This is a genomic window from Pedobacter namyangjuensis (assembly GCF_003313325.1).
GTDB lineage: Bacteria > Bacteroidota > Bacteroidia > Sphingobacteriales > Sphingobacteriaceae > Pedobacter > Pedobacter namyangjuensis.
In genome coordinates this window covers 1,018,745-1,035,508 of the sequence record NZ_QMHQ01000002.1, presented here as the reverse complement: position 1 = coordinate 1,035,508, position 16,764 = coordinate 1,018,745, and the positions used below count along the sequence as shown (strand labels likewise).

At 34.9% G+C, this 16,764-nt stretch carries 17 protein-coding genes; 9 read left to right on the top strand and 8 right to left on the bottom strand.

Annotated elements, in window-relative coordinates:
- Positions 1–2: 2 nt before the first annotated feature.
- From DUT69_RS11680 to DUT69_RS11665, 4 genes are all read left to right on the top strand, one after another.
- A complete protein-coding gene (locus tag DUT69_RS11680) occupies positions 3–506 on the top strand; it encodes a hypothetical protein (protein ID WP_113653391.1) in 504 nt (167 codons plus the stop codon).
- Position 507: 1 nt separating this feature from the next.
- Complete coding sequence (locus DUT69_RS11675) at positions 508–1,011, top strand: hypothetical protein (RefSeq protein ID WP_113653390.1); 504 nt, start codon at positions 508–510, stop codon at positions 1,009–1,011.
- A gap of 67 nt (positions 1,012–1,078) precedes the next feature.
- Positions 1,079–1,444, top strand: coding sequence for a BlaI/MecI/CopY family transcriptional regulator (locus DUT69_RS11670; RefSeq protein WP_113653389.1), 366 nt, complete (start codon positions 1,079–1,081; stop codon positions 1,442–1,444).
- A 1-nt stretch (position 1,445) separates the two neighbouring features.
- Positions 1,446–2,906, top strand: coding sequence for a M56 family metallopeptidase (locus tag DUT69_RS11665; RefSeq protein WP_113653388.1), 1,461 nt, complete (start codon positions 1,446–1,448; stop codon positions 2,904–2,906).
- A gap of 486 nt (positions 2,907–3,392) precedes the next feature.
- On the opposite strand, the gene DUT69_RS11660 is transcribed toward DUT69_RS11665, so the two are convergent.
- The 5 genes from DUT69_RS11660 to DUT69_RS11640 form a co-directional block, all read right to left on the bottom strand.
- Complete coding sequence (locus DUT69_RS11660; RefSeq protein WP_113653387.1) at positions 3,393–6,053, bottom strand: TonB-dependent receptor; 2,661 nt, start codon at positions 6,051–6,053, stop codon at positions 3,393–3,395.
- Positions 6,050–7,006, bottom strand: a complete 957-nt coding sequence (locus tag DUT69_RS11655; protein ID WP_113653386.1) for a GLPGLI family protein — start codon at positions 7,004–7,006, stop codon at positions 6,050–6,052. Before DUT69_RS11655 ends, DUT69_RS11660 begins: the two co-directional genes overlap by 4 nt.
- An 89-nt stretch (positions 7,007–7,095) precedes the next feature.
- On the bottom strand, positions 7,096–7,917 hold the full coding sequence (locus DUT69_RS11650) for a GLPGLI family protein (protein ID WP_113653385.1): 822 nt from the start codon (positions 7,915–7,917) through the stop codon (positions 7,096–7,098).
- Positions 7,918–8,061: 144 nt separating this feature from the next.
- Positions 8,062–8,913, bottom strand: coding sequence for a GLPGLI family protein (locus tag DUT69_RS11645; protein ID WP_113653384.1), 852 nt, complete (start codon positions 8,911–8,913; stop codon positions 8,062–8,064).
- A gap of 176 nt (positions 8,914–9,089) precedes the next feature.
- Complete coding sequence (locus tag DUT69_RS11640; protein ID WP_113653383.1) at positions 9,090–9,536, bottom strand: DinB family protein; 447 nt, start codon at positions 9,534–9,536, stop codon at positions 9,090–9,092.
- Between the two features lie 381 nt (positions 9,537–9,917).
- Between DUT69_RS11640 and rplU the strand changes: the two genes are divergently transcribed.
- Together rplU and rpmA are read left to right on the top strand one after the other, a co-directional pair.
- Complete coding sequence (gene rplU / locus DUT69_RS11630; protein WP_055133669.1) at positions 9,918–10,229, top strand: 50S ribosomal protein L21; 312 nt, start codon at positions 9,918–9,920, stop codon at positions 10,227–10,229.
- Positions 10,230–10,289: 60 nt separating this feature from the next.
- On the top strand, positions 10,290–10,694 hold the full coding sequence (gene rpmA, locus DUT69_RS11625; RefSeq protein ID WP_113653381.1) for a 50S ribosomal protein L27: 405 nt from the start codon (positions 10,290–10,292) through the stop codon (positions 10,692–10,694).
- A gap of 397 nt (positions 10,695–11,091) precedes the next feature.
- On the opposite strand, the gene DUT69_RS11620 is transcribed toward rpmA, so the two are convergent.
- From DUT69_RS11620 to DUT69_RS11610, 3 genes are all read right to left on the bottom strand, one after another.
- Positions 11,092–11,643 (bottom strand): NifU family protein, encoded by a 552-nt coding sequence (locus tag DUT69_RS11620; protein WP_113653380.1) that lies wholly within the window; start codon positions 11,641–11,643, stop codon positions 11,092–11,094.
- Between the two features lie 134 nt (positions 11,644–11,777).
- Positions 11,778–13,124 (bottom strand): adenylosuccinate lyase, encoded by a 1,347-nt coding sequence (gene purB / locus DUT69_RS11615; RefSeq protein WP_113653379.1) that lies wholly within the window; start codon positions 13,122–13,124, stop codon positions 11,778–11,780.
- Between the two features lie 136 nt (positions 13,125–13,260).
- On the bottom strand, positions 13,261–13,458 hold the full coding sequence (locus DUT69_RS11610) for a hypothetical protein (RefSeq protein ID WP_113653378.1): 198 nt from the start codon (positions 13,456–13,458) through the stop codon (positions 13,261–13,263).
- Between the two features lie 639 nt (positions 13,459–14,097).
- On the opposite strand from DUT69_RS11610, the gene DUT69_RS11605 reads away from it, so the two are divergent.
- From DUT69_RS11605 to DUT69_RS11595, 3 genes are all read left to right on the top strand, one after another.
- Positions 14,098–14,664 (top strand): RNA polymerase sigma factor, encoded by a 567-nt coding sequence (locus tag DUT69_RS11605; protein ID WP_113653377.1) that lies wholly within the window; start codon positions 14,098–14,100, stop codon positions 14,662–14,664.
- A gap of 1 nt (position 14,665) precedes the next feature.
- Entirely contained in the window at positions 14,666–15,757 is a 1,092-nt protein-coding gene (locus DUT69_RS11600; RefSeq protein ID WP_113653376.1) for a S1C family serine protease, read from the top strand.
- 76 nt (positions 15,758–15,833) lie between these two features.
- Entirely contained in the window at positions 15,834–16,754 is a 921-nt protein-coding gene (locus tag DUT69_RS11595; RefSeq protein WP_113653375.1) for a DUF72 domain-containing protein, read from the top strand.
- Positions 16,755–16,764: the final 10 nt, after the last annotated feature.

Genomic DNA, 16,764 nt, shown 5'->3' with positions numbered 1-16,764 from the left:
TAATGACAAGTAGAGGAAAGAAAATATTTTTAGCGTCAACGGTAATTATTCCATTTTTAATTTACGCAACCATATACTATGCGCCGATAATTAGAAATGCACCTTTTAAAGCCAAGGAATTTGTTTCTTTAGAATATAAATGGGGCGATGCAGGCTTAGAAAATACCTATAATTCTGCCACAGGCGAATACAAATATTTAAACGATAAAGATTCGTTAATTGTTAAAAACATTAAGCTAACGGAGGCCGATCAGAAATTTTTAGATGAGAATGCTGATGTGCAAGGTTTTTGGAATTTGCCAGATGTTGTTGCCAACGGCGAAGCTGATTTGGAAAATAAAAAAGCCTTACGTTATTTCATAAAATTCAACTACGAGAAAAAATCTAAACAAGTAACATACTTCCCTAGCTTTAACGGCAACGTTAGGATGAAGGCTGCAATTGGAAAAATGCAAAAGGTAATAGAGCAACGTATTACCGATGTAGAAGCCAGAACAAAAAACTAAAATGGCTATAGCTCTAAAGAAAAACCTTTCGTTAATAGCGACTATAGTTGTCATTTTATTGGTAGCTATTGTTGGTTATTATTTTTTAAGGCTTAAGCAAGGTCCATACCAGGTGGTAGATTTTGATAACCTAACCTATAAATGGGGTACAGGCGACACACTGGAAAACGTTTATGACGCTAAAACTGGCAACTACCAGTATCTTAACGCGAAAGATTCTTTAATTAAAACCAACGTAAAATTACGTTCAAATAATATCATTTACATCCACAACAAACTTAACGAAATTGGTTTTTGGAGTTTGCCCGCAGTTATAAAAAATAAAAGTGCAGCATCTAATAGTGTGTTACGTTATGAATTTGAGCTGGTGTATGGCAAAAATCGCAAGACAGTAATTTATTATACAGATTACGATGAAAACCAAGAGTTCAAAGCAAAAGCTAAAGAAGTGCAACAGCTTATATCACAGACGATAGAAGAGGTGGAAAGTAGATTTACCCGCTAATAAAATCTTGAAACTTTAGTAGCTTTAATTGTTTTAATTTCGTATGTTTACGATATATTCGTAATAAATGGAGAAGTTAACACAACAAGAAGAAGAGGCAATGCTTGCGGTTTGGCAAGTTGGTGCTGGTTTTATAAAAGATTTTATGGACGCCATGCCAGAGCCTAAGCCGGTTTATACCACCTTGGCATCTACCATAAAAAACCTTGAACGTAAAGGTTTTCTTAAAAGCGAACGTTATGCCAACGCAAATAGATATAGTGCCAAGGTAAAGGAAGAAGCTTATAAAAAGCGCTTCATGAGTGGTTTTGTAAATAACTATTTCCAGAGTTCATACAAAGAGTTAGTAGCATTTTTTGCTAAGGATAAAAAGATAAGTGCGGATGAATTGAAAGAGATAATCAACTTGATCGAAAACCCTGAAAAGAAATGATATGCCAGATTTTTTTGTCGTATTGCTGAAAATAAATATTGTGTTGTTGCTTTTTGGCGCAACCTATTATCTTGTTTTACGAAGGCTAACTTTTTATACGCTTAACCGTTTTTTTTTAGCCTTTGGGATACTTTTTGCTACAATTTATCCTTTCATAGACCTTACTGATTTCTTTTTAAATCAGAAAAATGAAGCCGTTGCCTTTGTACCACAGTTAAACCAAAAAGTTAGCGAGATGGTACCGTCGGATTTTATCGCTATTAATTGGCAAGTCATAATGGTGGTTTTTTATCTAGGCGTAGCTTTTATGGCATTTAGGTTAATTGTACAATTTGTGTCTTTGTACAAAATGCACAGAAAATCTAAACCAGGTTATGTAGCCAATCATCAAGTTAGGATTTTAGATGAGCCGGTTTCTCCATTTTCTTTTTGGCAAACGGTTTATATCAATCCGGCATTACACAAAAAAACCGAGCTAGATACCATTTTGGCACATGAGAATGTACATGTAAAACAATGGCATTCCTTAGATATTATTTTAGCAGAGCTAAGTGTAGTTTTTTATTGGTTTAATCCGGGTGTATGGCTGATGAAAAAGGCTGTAAAAGAAAATCTGGAGTTTATAACCGATCAGAAGATATTAAATAAAGGAGTTGATAGAAAGGTTTATCAATACAGCTTGTTAGATGTTGGCAACTTAACGCCAGCGGTAGAGATTGTAAATAATTTTAACCTATCCGACTTAAAAAAACGTATTAAAATGATGAACAGTAAGCGTTCGTCTAAATTAACTTTAAGTAGGTATTTGTTCGTATTGCCCGTTTTGTTGTTAACGACTTTAGCGTTTACGGTATCTAAAAAAGAGATTAAAGAAGGATTTGCACCAATAAATAGATTAGTGTCGAGTGTAGTTGAAAATAACGATAATCCTTCTGAGGAAATTGTAGTAATACCTGCTAAGAAGAAAATAAATAAAAAAGTTTCGAGGAATAGTGTTCCTAAGCAGCCGGAGCAAGATAATGTTAGCCAAACTTTACCAACTCTTGATATAAAAAGAGACACTACCGTATTAGTTTTAGTAAAACGTGGCGAAGAAGCTTCTACAGGAGACGAGATTCTTTCTAGATTAAAAGGCCGTGTTACTGGTGTGGCACTTTATAAAGATACCTTAATAACTAAAAAAGGAACGGCATCAGTAAAGATGAATTTTGGTTATAAAGCTGAGGCTATGCCAAACAAAATAACTACTATAAGCAATGTTGTTGTTAGAGGTTATCCTACAAAGGCTAAAGCTGACAGTGTAGCTTCTTTAAAAAATGTAAAATTCGTTTTTGAAGGCAAACAGATTTATCTTGATGAATTTAGTAAATTGGATGCAAACCAAATTGAGTCTATAAATATTGTAAAAGGTACATCAACAGGAGCAGGCACTATTACCGTTGTCGGTCGTAAAAAGGACTAGATTTTTCCTAGCATCACTTCATTCCCATAAAAAGAAAGTAGTCCTAAATGGTTAGGCTTAGCTGTCTGCTTTTAAATACCGTTAAGGTGCTCGTTCTATTTGTCTAAAATTCCCTTTGGAAATCCGACATCACATATCTTTTGATTTCTAAACATTGTTTTAGATCATATTTTCATTGCTTCGAACTTATGGGCGGTTGCTTCGCGAATAAGAGCAACAAACTTTAAATCGAACACCGTAACAAATTTTAAAAGCTTTTGGATTTTTCAGGTACTAATCAATAGTAAAAAGCCCTAACTGCTATTGCAGAAAGGGCTCGTCATTGTTTGGTTTATTAACTATTAACTATTAACTATTAACTATTTCGCCCATCCAGGCTAATTTCTCCTACTAAACTGCATTTACATACTGTAAAATCTTTGGAAGCCTTTATCGTACTATTGATTTTCTTGTCATTAAACAATTTGCAGCAGCATATCTTCATATTTAAAAATTGAATGTTGCTCTTAACATTGCAACTCGGCCAGGTATGTAATAAGTGCCAGAGGTTAAAGCGTTTGCTGTTAGATTAACTGCCTCGAACTTTTGTACATTTGCCAAGTTGGTAATGCCAAATTGTAAATCTGTTTTAAGCTTAACAAACTTATATCTTGCATTAAAATCGGCAAACAAATAGTTAAGGTTGTTTTGACTAGCTTGGTGCGTGTGAATATGTTCTCCTGCTAAGGTTAAAAACACCCTGTTAAACACTGTTGCTGTAACAGACGACTGTTGCCTTAATTGCTGAAATTGAGTAGATATCGCATTTGCTCCGGTAGTTTTGTTATCGGTAACGGCTAAGTTGGCATTGTAAGACCAGTTAATAAATTTGGTAATTTTAGTTTCTATACCTGCTTTATAAGTAAGTGTTTGTGCCGTAAAAGGTAACAAATCGTTATTTTGCAATTGCTCAAATTTTGTTTGAGAAAAGGCTATGCCGGCACTAACCGTACTTTTAAGTTTAAATAAATATTTGCTTGTATTTGCATTAAGTGATAGGCTTTCCATATCATTTGCCATAGGTAACACTACTCTTTGCTGTATGTTGTTGGTTAAAGTGTAAGAAGATATGGTGTTCAAGGTAGTTTTACTGTACGAGGCAGAAACATTAAAGAAAAACATCTGCATCGCTTTGCGAAAATTAAAACCTACACCCGCACTATGCGATTTGCTTTCCGATATCGGCGCATCGTTAGCAAAAAGCGATCTGTAATTTTTTAAAACCGTTCCCTGGTATACGTCATCCAAACTTCCCAAACTGTTTCTGAAAGCGTAGTTGGCAGTTACATAATTCTCAATTCCTGATTGATATTTAAGGTTAAATGCAGGATTTAAGAAGAAACGGTTTAAGCTGTTGTCTAGCGATTTTGTAGCGTCGTTATAGCTAATGTTATTATAGCTGAAAGGCAAGCTTAACGTAGCTCTTAGTTTTTCGCCACTGTACTCGTAGGTAGCATCTGCGTATACTTTTGATTTATCCCAGTTCAAATCGTTAATCATATCTGGAGATACAATTGATGTTGTTTGGTCGTTTTGCACGCTAAAAAGTTCGGTGTTCAATTGTTGGTTTTGTAAACTGAAACCAGTTTTGTAGCTGTGCATAAACTTGTTTTTTGTAAAACCGAAGCTCATGTAATTATGTGTATACAGGGTTGGCAACTTTACAAACTGATCTAAACCTGCATAAGGAACACCATTGTTCAGTATATCTTCATTTAACCCTGGTCTAATGTTTAGCAACTCGGGTTGTGTAGTACGATTTAAAACCGAGTAAAAATTTATCGTATTGCCTGATTTTATTTTCTTACGGTAATTAAATTCGTTACTAATGTCAAACGTTTTCTGGCTAAGCGACTGAAAGGCGCCGATGCCGTTTATGGTTACGCTAGAGTTCGTTGAGTAAGGCGCATAATCTAAGGCCAATGAATTATTTAAATAATGCTTTTCAGCGTTATTATTTACGTTGAAATTAGCTTTTAAACGTTGCGGATTAATAGCATTCTCTTGTACCTCGCTATAACGTATAGTTTGGTTGGGTAAATAAGTTTCAGAAAACTTGTTATATACTTGGTCTCGTTGATCGTATAAATAAGAAACGTTTGCTTTAACTTGTAAATCGCTACTAATTTTATACAGATTGTTTAAGTTAATCAATCCCGCTTTGTTAAATAAAGTTCTAGACTGCGGTAAGGTAGGAACGCCCGCTGCACCAGCAGATAGCAGGTTGCCAGGTCTCTCATTGCCTAATCTCCGCTCGTAATCGGCCATGTTAAAGCTAGTTAAATCGTTACCCGGATCAATCCCGATGTTGTTGCCCTTTATGTTATTGATAAACTTAACCTTGTCTTTAAACAGCATGGTATTCACGTTTCCATCAAAACGCTCTGGAGCGCCTAGTCCGGCCATAATTTCGCCCATCACTTTTAGTTTAGCCTCGTCTTTAAAAACAAGGTTTAGGGCTACATCTTCGCTCATGTTGTTTTTGCGAAGCATTTTGATAGGTTGGTCGTTTTCAATTACCTGAACCTTATCTACTGCGCCATGCGGTATTTTTGTGCCAAGGCTATACTTATCATCTAAAAGATTATCGCCTCCCATATAAAGATTTGAAATGCCTTTGCCGTTATAGCTTATTTTTCCATTGTCGGCCACTTCCATTCCTGGCATTTTTTTAATTACATCGCCTATAGTTCGGTCCTGCTTGTCGGCAAAATCGCTAGTTTTATAATTAAGTGTATCGCCATTTGTAGTTAATTGAGGTCTGTTTTTAACCTCAACAGTTTTAAGGTTAATTTCGCTTTCCTTTAAACTAATATCGTAGCTTTTGTTAAGCTCTGTAATTTGGATAATCTTCTTTTCGAAGCCAATGGTGGTTGCTTCAATGATAAGGTCTTTTGCATCTGCAGGCGCACTCAAACTAAATTCGCCTTTGTCATTAGTTCTGGTGAAGCTTAAAATGCTACCTTCTTTATCTTTTAGGTTGATATTTACCGAAACGATAGGAGCTCCTTTAATATCTTTTACTTTCCCTTTAATTTGTTGTTGCGCAGAGGCGGAAAAATAACAGCCAAAGAGCATAAATATAACTGTAATTAAATGACTTTTCATTTTGTTTCAGGTAGCTCAATAGGGTTGTTTAATTCAATTTTATTTGCGCTGAATGATGCAGTAGCCGGGCGGATAGATGTGCCTTGAGCAAACTTAACATTCATACCGCTTGCTGCCATTTGCGCCTGCATAAAGCCTTGTGGATCTTTGGCTCTTGCTTCTTTTAATTTATCTATTTCTTTTCTGCTGGTTTTGATAGCGTCTGCAGGTAATTTAATTTCAGGACCTAAATAACTGTTTCCGCTATCCATACCAATTATATTTACCATATTTAGACCACCATTTGGCGATGAAACTTTAAGTTCGTCGTCTTTTGTTTGCGCAACTTCTTCTACGTTATCTATCCCCGCAAAAGTAAACTGAACTTCTTTTTTATCGTCGTAGGCTTCTATAATTAATCCTGGCAAACCATTTAATTTCCAAGGACCGCTTTGAAACGGCATTTCTGGCGCATACCAAGCAATCCAGTTTCGTCCTTTAAAGTAGGCTGTTGCTTTTTGGCATTTTACGCCAGAGAAACTAGCCGTGTCTTTCGTTATTTTCCAATTTATGGTTGGTGCGGTTTCTTCAATTAAATAGTTGTTAAAAACACGTTCCTTGGTAATGAACTTATTTTCTTTAGCGAAAAAAAAGTAATCAAGCGGTGTAGTAGTTTTACTATCGGTTTTATCAATTTTTATGCTCATGTTTCCACTGCCAGCTTGCTCTTTTAATTGTTCTGCCAGCTTTTTTTTCATTTGCAACTCCTGATTAATTTTATCATAGCTAGTATAAACCGATGCGTTTTTGCCGATAACCAGCAACATGTTTTCTTTATGTGGTTTATCTTTTTGGGTAGTATCTTGAATATGGGTAAAGCTATATCTAACTCGGGCTAATGCTTTGTCTGTATTCTGTGCAAAAGTTAAGCTTGTAATACCAAGGGCGATAATGCTAAAAAAGAGTTTTTTCATAATTGTTTGTTTTAATTGTTTCGTAAATCTACGATTATTTCGTAATAAGTAAAATGATTTAACAAATTTTAACTTAATAATTTACACTATTAATTTTCAGCTTCTTTTAAAGATGATTTAAACTTAATTAAGTTCTCTTTAGTGGTTTTAACTGTGCTGTAAGGTAGCTTTATTATATTTTCGAAATATGCATTAGCCACATCTGTTCCCATCATTAAATCGACAGGATTTACATCGCCCGGTTCAGCGGTCATTTTCTTTGTAACATCTACTAGCCTTTTAACTGCATTTTCTTTAGCATTATCTATACCGCCGAAACTATAGCTAATTCTTTTGTCTTCATCGTAGGCCTCTATAACCAAACCCGGAAGATTGTGGAATTTATAAGGACCACTTGAAAAAGGAAGGCTGGGAGCAAACCACGCAATCCAATTCTTGTTTTCAAAAGAACCAATAGCTTTTTGACAGTTTATGCCCGAAAAACTTAAGGTGTCTTTTGTGATTTTCCATTCTATATTTGGATCTGGTTCTTCAATTAAATAATCCTGCGCATCTACGGTTTCTTTCGTGTAGTATTTATTTTCTGCCGGATAAGCGAAGTAGCTAGCCTGGTTGGCTTGATCTAAAGCGCTAACATCTAGACTTATAGTGGTTTTATGCGTATTGTTCATCATAGATCTAACTTTTTGATCTAGATTAATTGCAGCTCTGATTTTGCTGTAACTAACATATAACGATGCGTCCTTCCCTAAAAAAAGCATCATGTTTTCTGTTTTTGTTTTTCCGTTTTTTAAAGTGTCATTTCGGTTGGCGTACACGTAAGTAACTCTCGCTATTACAGGTGTTGCTTTTTGGGCGAATGCACTGTTTATCAAAATAAGAATTAACAGGGATAATATAATTGATTTCATGCAACATAAATTTGTGTTAATTTAATTATAAAAATTATGCTGTCTGAATGGTATGGTTCTAAAACTATTTTTTTAATGAAAATGACTTTGGGATTAAATAAAAAAAGTACTCTTCGGTAATTAAGATTGCAATTATTCTGAAGTTTATTTCTTTTCGGGAAGTTCTATAGGGTTGTTAATCACACTGTGGCTAACACCTGTGGTGCTTGTACCCATAGCAATTCTGTTTCTTGGTGTGCCACTTTCTGCAGAAATAAAACCAATTGGATCTTTTCTGTAAAGCTCCATCACTTTATCAAATTCGGCTCTGCTAGCCTTTTTTGCATCCTTTTGTAAGGCTATTTCTTTTCCGAAAAATAAGTCTTTTTGGTAGATTTTCGCTTTAAACATTTGCTCGGGGCTTAGGTTTTCTTGTTTAAGGTTATCTATCCCTGCCAAAGCAAAAATCACCTCCTTTTTATCATCGTAAGCTTCGATAATTAGGCCAGGCAAGCCATTTAATTTCCATGGGCCACTTTGAAAAGGCATTTCTGGTGCGTACCAAGCAATCCAATTTCTACCTTTGAAGTAGGTTGTAGCTTTTTGGCTCTTAATACCTGAAATGGTAGCGGTGTCATTTGTAATTTTCCATTTAATCTGCTGTTGTGGTTCATCAATCAAATAGTAAGAATTCATAAATCGTTCTCTTGTAATAGCTTTATTTGGCGAAGCGAAATAATAAAGGTCTACAAAGTTTACTGGCTTAAACGGCGCAGTTGGAGATGCTTTGGATTCCGCTAGCCCCAAATCGCGTTCAATTCTATCCAAACTAGTAAAAACAGAAGCATTTTTGCCTGTTACCAGCATCATCGTTTCTGTATAAGGGTTGTTTCTACTTAAGGTATCTCGCTGGTGCGTAAAATGATAAGTAATTCTGGCAAGCACAGGATCTGGGGCCTGAGCCGACGAAACAGACGAAATTAAAACAGTAAAGCAGATGGTTAAAAAAGTTTTCATGGTTTATTTTATTATTTAGTTTACGTAAATCTACGAAATATTCGTAATAATAAAAATTATTTTTTTTGGATTTTACTTCGTATGCCTTAAGGTTATAATATGTTTTTTGGCTTCAGCGAAACGCTTATCCTTGATGTGCTGATATTGCACTTACGCCAGTTCGTGGTTTAGTTGCGTTAATCTTCCAATAATCGCCTATGGTAGTTTATTTGCCCGAGGTGATAGGTTAGGTGTGTAGTTAAATGGACTAGCAAATACGAAGTGGATGTGATTTCTGAAAACTTAAGTATTGGATAATCTTTTTTTAAATCTTCTTCAGTTAGCGTGAGCAGAGAATCATTTACCATTTTTATTGTTTCTCTTATAGCCTCTATTAGGTGTGTTCTTGAAATGTTTTTCTGAGAGAATTCTAGATCCCTATTTCTTACATAGTTTGTATTACCGATTTCTTTGCCGATGAGCGCATTTAGATTACCGATTAAATGCAGAACCAAATTACCAGCCGAGTTAGACACTTGTTTCTCTATACGCCAAATATTAGCTTCGTTTTTGTAGCTTTCTATTTCTACGATTAACCTATTTAGGTCTCTTTCAAAAAACGATATCAATTCGGTAGCGTTCATGCTTTTAATTGTGCTGATGGTTTGTTTAAAGATACAGAAAGATTTAGGGTTATGGAAGCCGGCTATTATTTAAATAGGGCTGATGCGGCATCTTGCAACCCTAAATAGTAGCGAAGGCTTTTCTGATCTAGACCCGATTGCAGTGGGCATGAAGCGTAGCGTAATAAAACGGAAAGCGGGAGAGCATTGGCCGATGGAACACAAATCTGCTCTTCAAATCTTTTTTGAAAACTTTTTATGTTATTTTTACATGCCATTAGCTGTTATCTATTCATACAAACTGTAAAATATTTTCAAATGGCTATTGTGTTTGAATAGTATTTGTTCTATATTTGCACCTCGATAAAAAAATAAACAATTCTAATAAATAATTATTTAACAATGTACGCAATAGTAAATATAGCAGGGCAGCAATTTAAAGTTGCAAAAGACCAGCACCTTTTTGTACACCGTTTGCAAGGAGATGAAGGCGCTAGTATTGAATTTGACAATGTATTGTTGGTTGATAATGGTGGTAAAATTACAGTAGGAGTTCCTGCGGTAAAAGGTGCATCGGTTACAGCTAAAATCGTGTCTCATTTAAAAGGTGATAAAGTAATCGTTTTCAAGAAAAAACGTAGAAAAGGTTACAAAAAGAAAAATGGTCACCGCCAGTATTTCACCAAAATCCAGATTGAGAGTATCACTCTGTAGTTTAATTAATTAGTAAATTCACTAATTAGCTGATTAGCTAATTGTACAAATTATAAGAAAATGGCACATAAAAAAGGAGCCGGTAGTTCGAAGAACGGACGTGAATCGCATAGTAAGCGTTTAGGTATTAAGATCTTTGGTGGTCAAGAAGCTATCGCTGGTAACATCATCGTTCGTCAACGTGGTACTAAACACCACCCTGATAAAGGTGTAGGTATTGGTAAAGATCATACATTATTTGCTTTAGTACCAGGTATTGTTACTTTTAAAAAGAAACAAGATAACAAATCTTACGTTTCTGTATTACCTGCAGTAGTTGAAGATGCAGCACCTGTAAAAGTTGCTAAAGCACCAGCTGCTAAAGTGGCAAAAGAAACTGTAGCTAAAAAAGAAGCAGCACCTAAAGCAGCAAAAGCGCCTGCAAAAAAAGCAGCAAAGGCTGATGATGCAGCAGTAGCAGAATAATATTGTAATTTAATTTACATTTAAAAAAGTCTCGATTTATCGGGACTTTTTTTTGCATTAAGATTTAGGAATAGTTGCTTCAGTTTAATCCTTAGCAAATATTTGGGCCGTTTCCCAAAAGCTATTAAATCTATTTAAGTTTAATTTGTATGATAGACCCTGAAATAAATTCAGGGTGACAACCGCCATAAGTTAAGTCCGCGTTAAAATTAATATACGAATTGAATTAAGATTGTTCGGATCGATCGGTTGTGAGAAAATATTTTGAATTAGTTTGATTGATTTGCAGTTGTAGACTTTCTATGTACCCAAGATTGAAGCCGAATAATGAACTTGTTGGGCATAAAAAAAGCTTGATCTGTTTGGATCAAGCTTTTTTTATTGAGTTTTCTGAAGTTTACAATGCCTCAGAAACAACTTCTTTAACTTCTGGAACCATGCGTTGCAGTAAATTCTGAATGCCTGATTTTAAGGTAATTGTACTTGAAGGACAACCACTGCAACTGCCTCTTAATTCAACTGTTACAACACCTTCATCAAAAGATTTGTAGCTAATTGCGCCACCATCCTGTTCTACCGCAGGGCGAACGTAATCGTGCAAAATTTGTTGGATTTTGATTTCAAGTTCTGAACCTTCGAAGTTCGGTGCCTCATCGCTAGCAAGGTCTTTAATTTTTAACTCAGATTCTACTGCACCTTTAACAAATTCTTTTAAAATAGCTTCTATATCTGCCCACTCTGCATCGTCTGTTTTGGTAACGGTTACAAAGTTACTTGCAAAAAAGACACCATTTACGAAATTGAATTTGAACAATTCTTTCGCAAAAGGCGAGGCTTCTGCACTCTCTTTGGTTGCAAAATCTTCACTTCCGTTTATTAAAAGTTTATTTACCATAAACTTCATAGTAGCTGGATTCGGGGTTTGCTCTGTATATACGTTAATTGTCATGTCCTTTAATTTTATGCTACAAAAATAAATAAATCAATTACCAAAAGATTGTTACGGTTGTCTATTTTAGGTCATTTGTTCGTAGAAGCTTGAAGCTAAAAGCAGAAAGCTAAGTCGAGACTTATTCTGTGGAATTAAAAAATACCTGTATAATTAAATGGTGTAATAACTTTCAATTCGGCTTTAACGGCATCGTTTACATCTAATTCGTCAATAAAAACAGCCATTGTTTGCGCTGTGATTTTTTGATTAGTGCGTGTTAAAGCTTTTAAAGCCTCATAAGGGTTAGGATAGGCTTCGCGTCTTAATACAGTTTGGATTGCTTCGGCAACAACGGCCCAATTATTTTCCAGATCTGCATTTATAGCTTCTTCGTTAAGTAATATCTTGTTTAATCCTTTTAATGTAGAAGAAATAGCTATTATGGTATGTGCCATTGGCACTCCAATGTTTCTTAGTACAGTGCTGTCGGTTAAATCTCTTTGCAAACGAGAGATCGGCAATTTTGCTGCAAAGTGCTCGAATAAAGCGTTAGCAATTCCGGCGTTACCTTCTGCATTTTCAAAATCAATCGGATTAACTTTATGTGGCATAGCCGAAGAGCCAACTTCGCCTTCCTTAATTTTTTGCTTGAAGTAGTTTTTTGATATGTAAGCCCAAATATCTTTATCCAAATCCATCAAAATGTTATTGATGCGTTTTAGCGCATCACATTGTGCCGCAAACTGATCGTAATGTTCTATTTGTGTGGTATATTGTGCTCTTTTTAAACCTAATGTTTGATCTACAAATTGGTTAGAAAAGTTTACCCAATTTACTTGAGGATAAGCAATGTGGTGTGCGTTAAAATTACCCGTTGCACCGCCGAATTTAGCACTGTTGGGTAAATTCTTTAAGCTTTCTAATTGTACGCTTAAACGTTCTGCAAAAACTAAAAACTCTTTGCCAAGTTTAGTTGGCGAAGCAGGCTGACCGTGAGTGTGCGCTAGCAAAGACACGTCTTTCCAATCGTTAGCTAAGGCATTTATTTTTTCTATCAGTTCATTTACTGCAGGATAATAAACTTCTTCCAACCCTAATTTAAAAGTATAAGGAATGGCAGTGTTGTTAATATCTTGAGAAGTTAGCCCAAAATGGATAAACTCTTTAAATGGCTGAAGATTTAGCTCGTCGAATTTGGTTTTGATAAAATATTCTACCGCCTTAACATCGTGGTTGGTAATTGCTTCGGTAGCCTTCACCTGCTCGGCATCTTGATCTGTAAAGTTTTGGTAGATAGCTTTTAATTGCGGATACAAACTGCTATCGAAATTTTCTAAACCTGGAATTTTTGCTTCGCAAAGTGCAATGAAATATTCTATTTCTACAAAAATTCTGTATTTAATTAATGCTGCTTCAGAAAAGTAGTTAGCTAATTGCGCAGTTGTTTTTCTGTAACGTCCATCTACCGGAGATATGGCTTGGAGCGGGGATAAATTCATTTTATTGGAATAAATTGATACAGCCGCAAAGTTAACATTATAAAGGTATTTTCTGCTAAAGCAGGCCCGATAAAAACCTTATGCATAAAAAAAGTCTCGACCAATGGACGAGACTTTTTTTATTTTCAATTAATGACTAGTGTTTTACTACAGTAGTATCAGTTTTAACAACTGTATCAACAACGTTAGTATCAGCTTTAACAGTAGTATCTACAGTTACAGTAGTATCAGTACCAGTAGTGTCAGTTGAAGTACCTTTAGTTTCTGAGTTACAAGCTACAACTGATAAAGATAATGCTAAAGCTACAAAGCCTAATTTGAAGAAATTTTTCATTTTGATTTTCTGTTTAAATAATTAATTAATTTTCAATTTAATACCGCAAAGTTAAAAAGGTAACCCGCTAATTAGAAAAAAAGTGAAATTAATTTAAAAATTTTGGGTTTCCTGCGTTTAAATGCCAAATGAGGCAGTTTTTATTTGAAAATATTTTTTAAATAAAATGGTTACCTGCTTTAAATTGTTTTAAAAGTAAGTTTTTTCGACGAATTTTATTAGCGTTTTGAATTGTTTTGACTTTTAATTTTTCTACTACGCTCTAATATTTTGTTAATATGTAAAAAGGAAACTTGATAAGTCTTGTGTGCAATTATTGAAAACCTTGCAACGTTTAGAAAGGGTAGAAAATTAAACTTTGTAAGTCTTCTATCTGATGTAGAAAATATTTCTGTTAAGTAGGTTACCATTTTTTTATTTGCGTATTAACAAAGAAGTTTTTTGCGTTGGCCTGGGTAAACTAAACTCCGATAGGAGTCGGCATGTAGCGAAGCCTTTAGGCAAGCGTAATAAAGCGCATAGCGGGGCTTGCTTTAATACTTTTGCTTGTATTGCTTTACTATAAATTATATTTGTAGGAATAAAAGTATTTTTTTTACATATCATTGGGTTACCATTCACGTTTAAATGTATTAATTGGTGAGTATTAAGTTAAGCAGTTCAGTTCCAACAGATAGAGAGGTAGTATTAGGTATACTTAATAACTCTGAAGAAGCACTTAATAAGCTGTATGTTGCCTATTTTCCGATGGTGTTGCAGTTTATTCTGAATAATAATGGCGATGATGACGATGCAAAAGATGTTTATCAGGAAGCAATTATTGTTTTATACAACAAAATTAAAAGCGGAAGCTTTGAATTAAATAGTAAGTTAAAAACCTATATATATGCTGTTAGCAGACGTATTTGGTTAAAGAAGCTTACGCAACACAGCAAAAAAACTAATAACATTACAGATTTTGAGGATGTATTAGTAGTTGACGATGATGTTGAACAGCATGAGCAAAAAGACATGCAGTTTGATAAGATGAAAGTGGCGTTAGAAGGTTTGGGTGAACCTTGCAAGACAATTATTGAGGATTTTTATATTCATAGTTTGTCTATGCAGGATATTTGCGAAAAGTTTGGCTATACCAATACTGATAATGCAAAAACCCAAAAGTACAAGTGTTTGCAAAGGTTAAAAAAGATATTTTTTCAATCATAAAATGAGGAACGAGATAGAATTAGAGGCGATTATTGAAGATTACTTAAAAGGTAAGCTAACAGCTGATGAGCAACAAGCTTTTGAGCGGTTACGTGCTAACGATCCAATTGTTGATCACAGGGTTGTGGCGCACAAGGTTTTCTTAGAGTCTATGCAACAGTATGCTGATATTTTGCTTTTAAAAGAGCAAATGGATGCTGTTCATAAAACTATTGATGTTGATTCGCTTAGCGATGATTTGAAACCACACCCATCTAAAATTGTTAGAATGTGGCGTAATAACAAGTCTGCAATTGCTGTTGCGGCTTCGTTTTTAGTATTAGCCATGGTTATGTTATATTCTATACAAAGCCAAACTAAAAAAGATGGTTCTTTTGAGGCTTTAAGTAGAGAGGTTAATAAGATCAGTCGCTCACAAAATGATTTGATTAGAAACATAAAAAGTAATAACACTCCTAAAAGTTCGGCAACACCAGCTAAATTTGGCGGCAGTGGTTTTGCAATATCTAGCAATGGTTATATATTAACTAATTACCATGTTATAAAAGGAGCAGATTCTCTGTACGTTCAAAATAATAAAGGTGCTTCTTTTAAAGTTAAAGCGGCGTATACCGATCCGGTTAATGATATTGCGGTTTTAAAAATTAGCGATTTATCTTTCGAAAATTTAGGTAGTTTGCCTTACAGCATCAAAATGACTACCGCTGGCATTGGCGAAGCAGTTTATACCTTGGGCTACCCGAAAGATGATGTAGTTTTAGGCGATGGTTATGTAAGTTCTAAAACGGGCATCAACGGCGATACATTAGCTTACCAAGTTGCAATTCCGGTAAATCCGGGTAATAGTGGTGGTCCGCTAATTGACAATAATGGTAATATTGTTGGTGTTATTAATGGTAAACAAGATAAAGTTGATGGTGCTGCTTTCGCAGTAAAATCTAAATATATAATGGAGGCTTTAAATGCTATTCCGCAGGATTCTTTAAACAGAAGAGTTGCTTTTGGTAAGAAAAGTAGTTTAAAAGGCTTAAAACGTGATAAACAGGTTGCCAAAATTCAAGATTATGTTTTCATGATTAAAGTTTACAACTAAGCGTTAAAATATTAAATTTACAAACCCCGAAACTTAATGCAGTTATCGGGGTTTTTTATTGGCTAAATATATTGATATGGAATTTGGAAGAATTGCTCCCGAAGAAATTGCTACGACAGACTTTACCTTGCCGCCGGATGGCAAGCAGACTAAAACAACATTGGATGGCAAAAAAGCTAAGGATCCGCTATTTTATGTTGGTTGTGCAAAATGGGGCAGAAAGGAATGGAAAGAACTAATATATCCGAAGAAGACCAAAGAGGCTGATTTTTTAGGGGAGTATGTTAAACATTTTAACTCGATAGAACTTAATGCTGTTTTTTACAGCATACCAAAAGAAGAACAAATTCTAAAATGGAAAGAAACTGTTGATGCAAATGTAAAAGGAGATTTTATTTTCTGTCCGAAGTTTTCTAGAACCATTACCCATATAAAAAGACTAAAGGATACGGATTTTTTAACCGACGAATATATTAAAGCCATTAGTGCATTTGGACCATATTTAGGTCCTTGTTTTTTGCAGGTAAGCGATAATTTTGGGCCAAATAATATTGATGTTTTAGAGGCTTACTTGAAGAAATTGCCTAATGATTTAAAGGTTTTTATTGAAGTACGACATAAAGATTGGTTTATTGGCGAAGCCAGAACGCAATTATTTGCTATGTTGGCAAAGTTGGGTAAAGGTGCTGCTATAACTGATGCAAGCGGAAGAAGAGATTGCTTGCATATGGAGTTGCCTACCAAAGAAGCATTTATAAGATTTGTGGGTAACGGAGGAGAGTATTTAGATAGCGATAAAGCTAGGGTAGACGAGTGGGTTGTAAGAATTAAAAGTTGGCTAGCAAAAGGATTGGAAAACGTCTATTTCTTTTTGCACCAGCACGATGAAGCTGATACTCCACTTATAGCAGATTATACTTTAGAACAGTTTAACAAACATTTAGGTAGTGATTTGTCACGGATAAATTTTATTCCGAAAAGTAATCTACTACTTTAGTAGACTTTTT

Coding starts and splice junctions, on each gene's coding strand:
- DUT69_RS11680 (WP_113653391.1), top strand. CDS start 3: ATGACAAGTAGAGGAAAGAAAATATTTTTAGCGTCAACGGTAATTATT.
- DUT69_RS11675 (WP_113653390.1), top strand. CDS start 508: ATGGCTATAGCTCTAAAGAAAAACCTTTCGTTAATAGCGACTATAGTT.
- DUT69_RS11670 (WP_113653389.1), top strand. CDS start 1,079: ATGGAGAAGTTAACACAACAAGAAGAAGAGGCAATGCTTGCGGTTTGG.
- DUT69_RS11665 (WP_113653388.1), top strand. CDS start 1,446: ATGCCAGATTTTTTTGTCGTATTGCTGAAAATAAATATTGTGTTGTTG.
- DUT69_RS11660 (WP_113653387.1), bottom strand. CDS start 6,053: ATGAAAAGTCATTTAATTACAGTTATATTTATGCTCTTTGGCTGTTAT.
- DUT69_RS11655 (WP_113653386.1), bottom strand. CDS start 7,006: ATGAAAAAACTCTTTTTTAGCATTATCGCCCTTGGTATTACAAGCTTA.
- DUT69_RS11650 (WP_113653385.1), bottom strand. CDS start 7,917: ATGAAATCAATTATATTATCCCTGTTAATTCTTATTTTGATAAACAGT.
- DUT69_RS11645 (WP_113653384.1), bottom strand. CDS start 8,913: ATGAAAACTTTTTTAACCATCTGCTTTACTGTTTTAATTTCGTCTGTT.
- DUT69_RS11640 (WP_113653383.1), bottom strand. CDS start 9,536: ATGAACGCTACCGAATTGATATCGTTTTTTGAAAGAGACCTAAATAGG.
- rplU (WP_055133669.1), top strand. CDS start 9,918: ATGTACGCAATAGTAAATATAGCAGGGCAGCAATTTAAAGTTGCAAAA.
- rpmA (WP_113653381.1), top strand. CDS start 10,290: ATGGCACATAAAAAAGGAGCCGGTAGTTCGAAGAACGGACGTGAATCG.
- DUT69_RS11620 (WP_113653380.1), bottom strand. CDS start 11,643: ATGACAATTAACGTATATACAGAGCAAACCCCGAATCCAGCTACTATG.
- purB (WP_113653379.1), bottom strand. CDS start 13,124: ATGAATTTATCCCCGCTCCAAGCCATATCTCCGGTAGATGGACGTTAC.
- DUT69_RS11610 (WP_113653378.1), bottom strand. CDS start 13,458: ATGAAAAATTTCTTCAAATTAGGCTTTGTAGCTTTAGCATTATCTTTA.
- DUT69_RS11600 (WP_113653376.1), top strand. CDS start 14,666: ATGAGGAACGAGATAGAATTAGAGGCGATTATTGAAGATTACTTAAAA.
- DUT69_RS11595 (WP_113653375.1), top strand. CDS start 15,834: ATGGAATTTGGAAGAATTGCTCCCGAAGAAATTGCTACGACAGACTTT.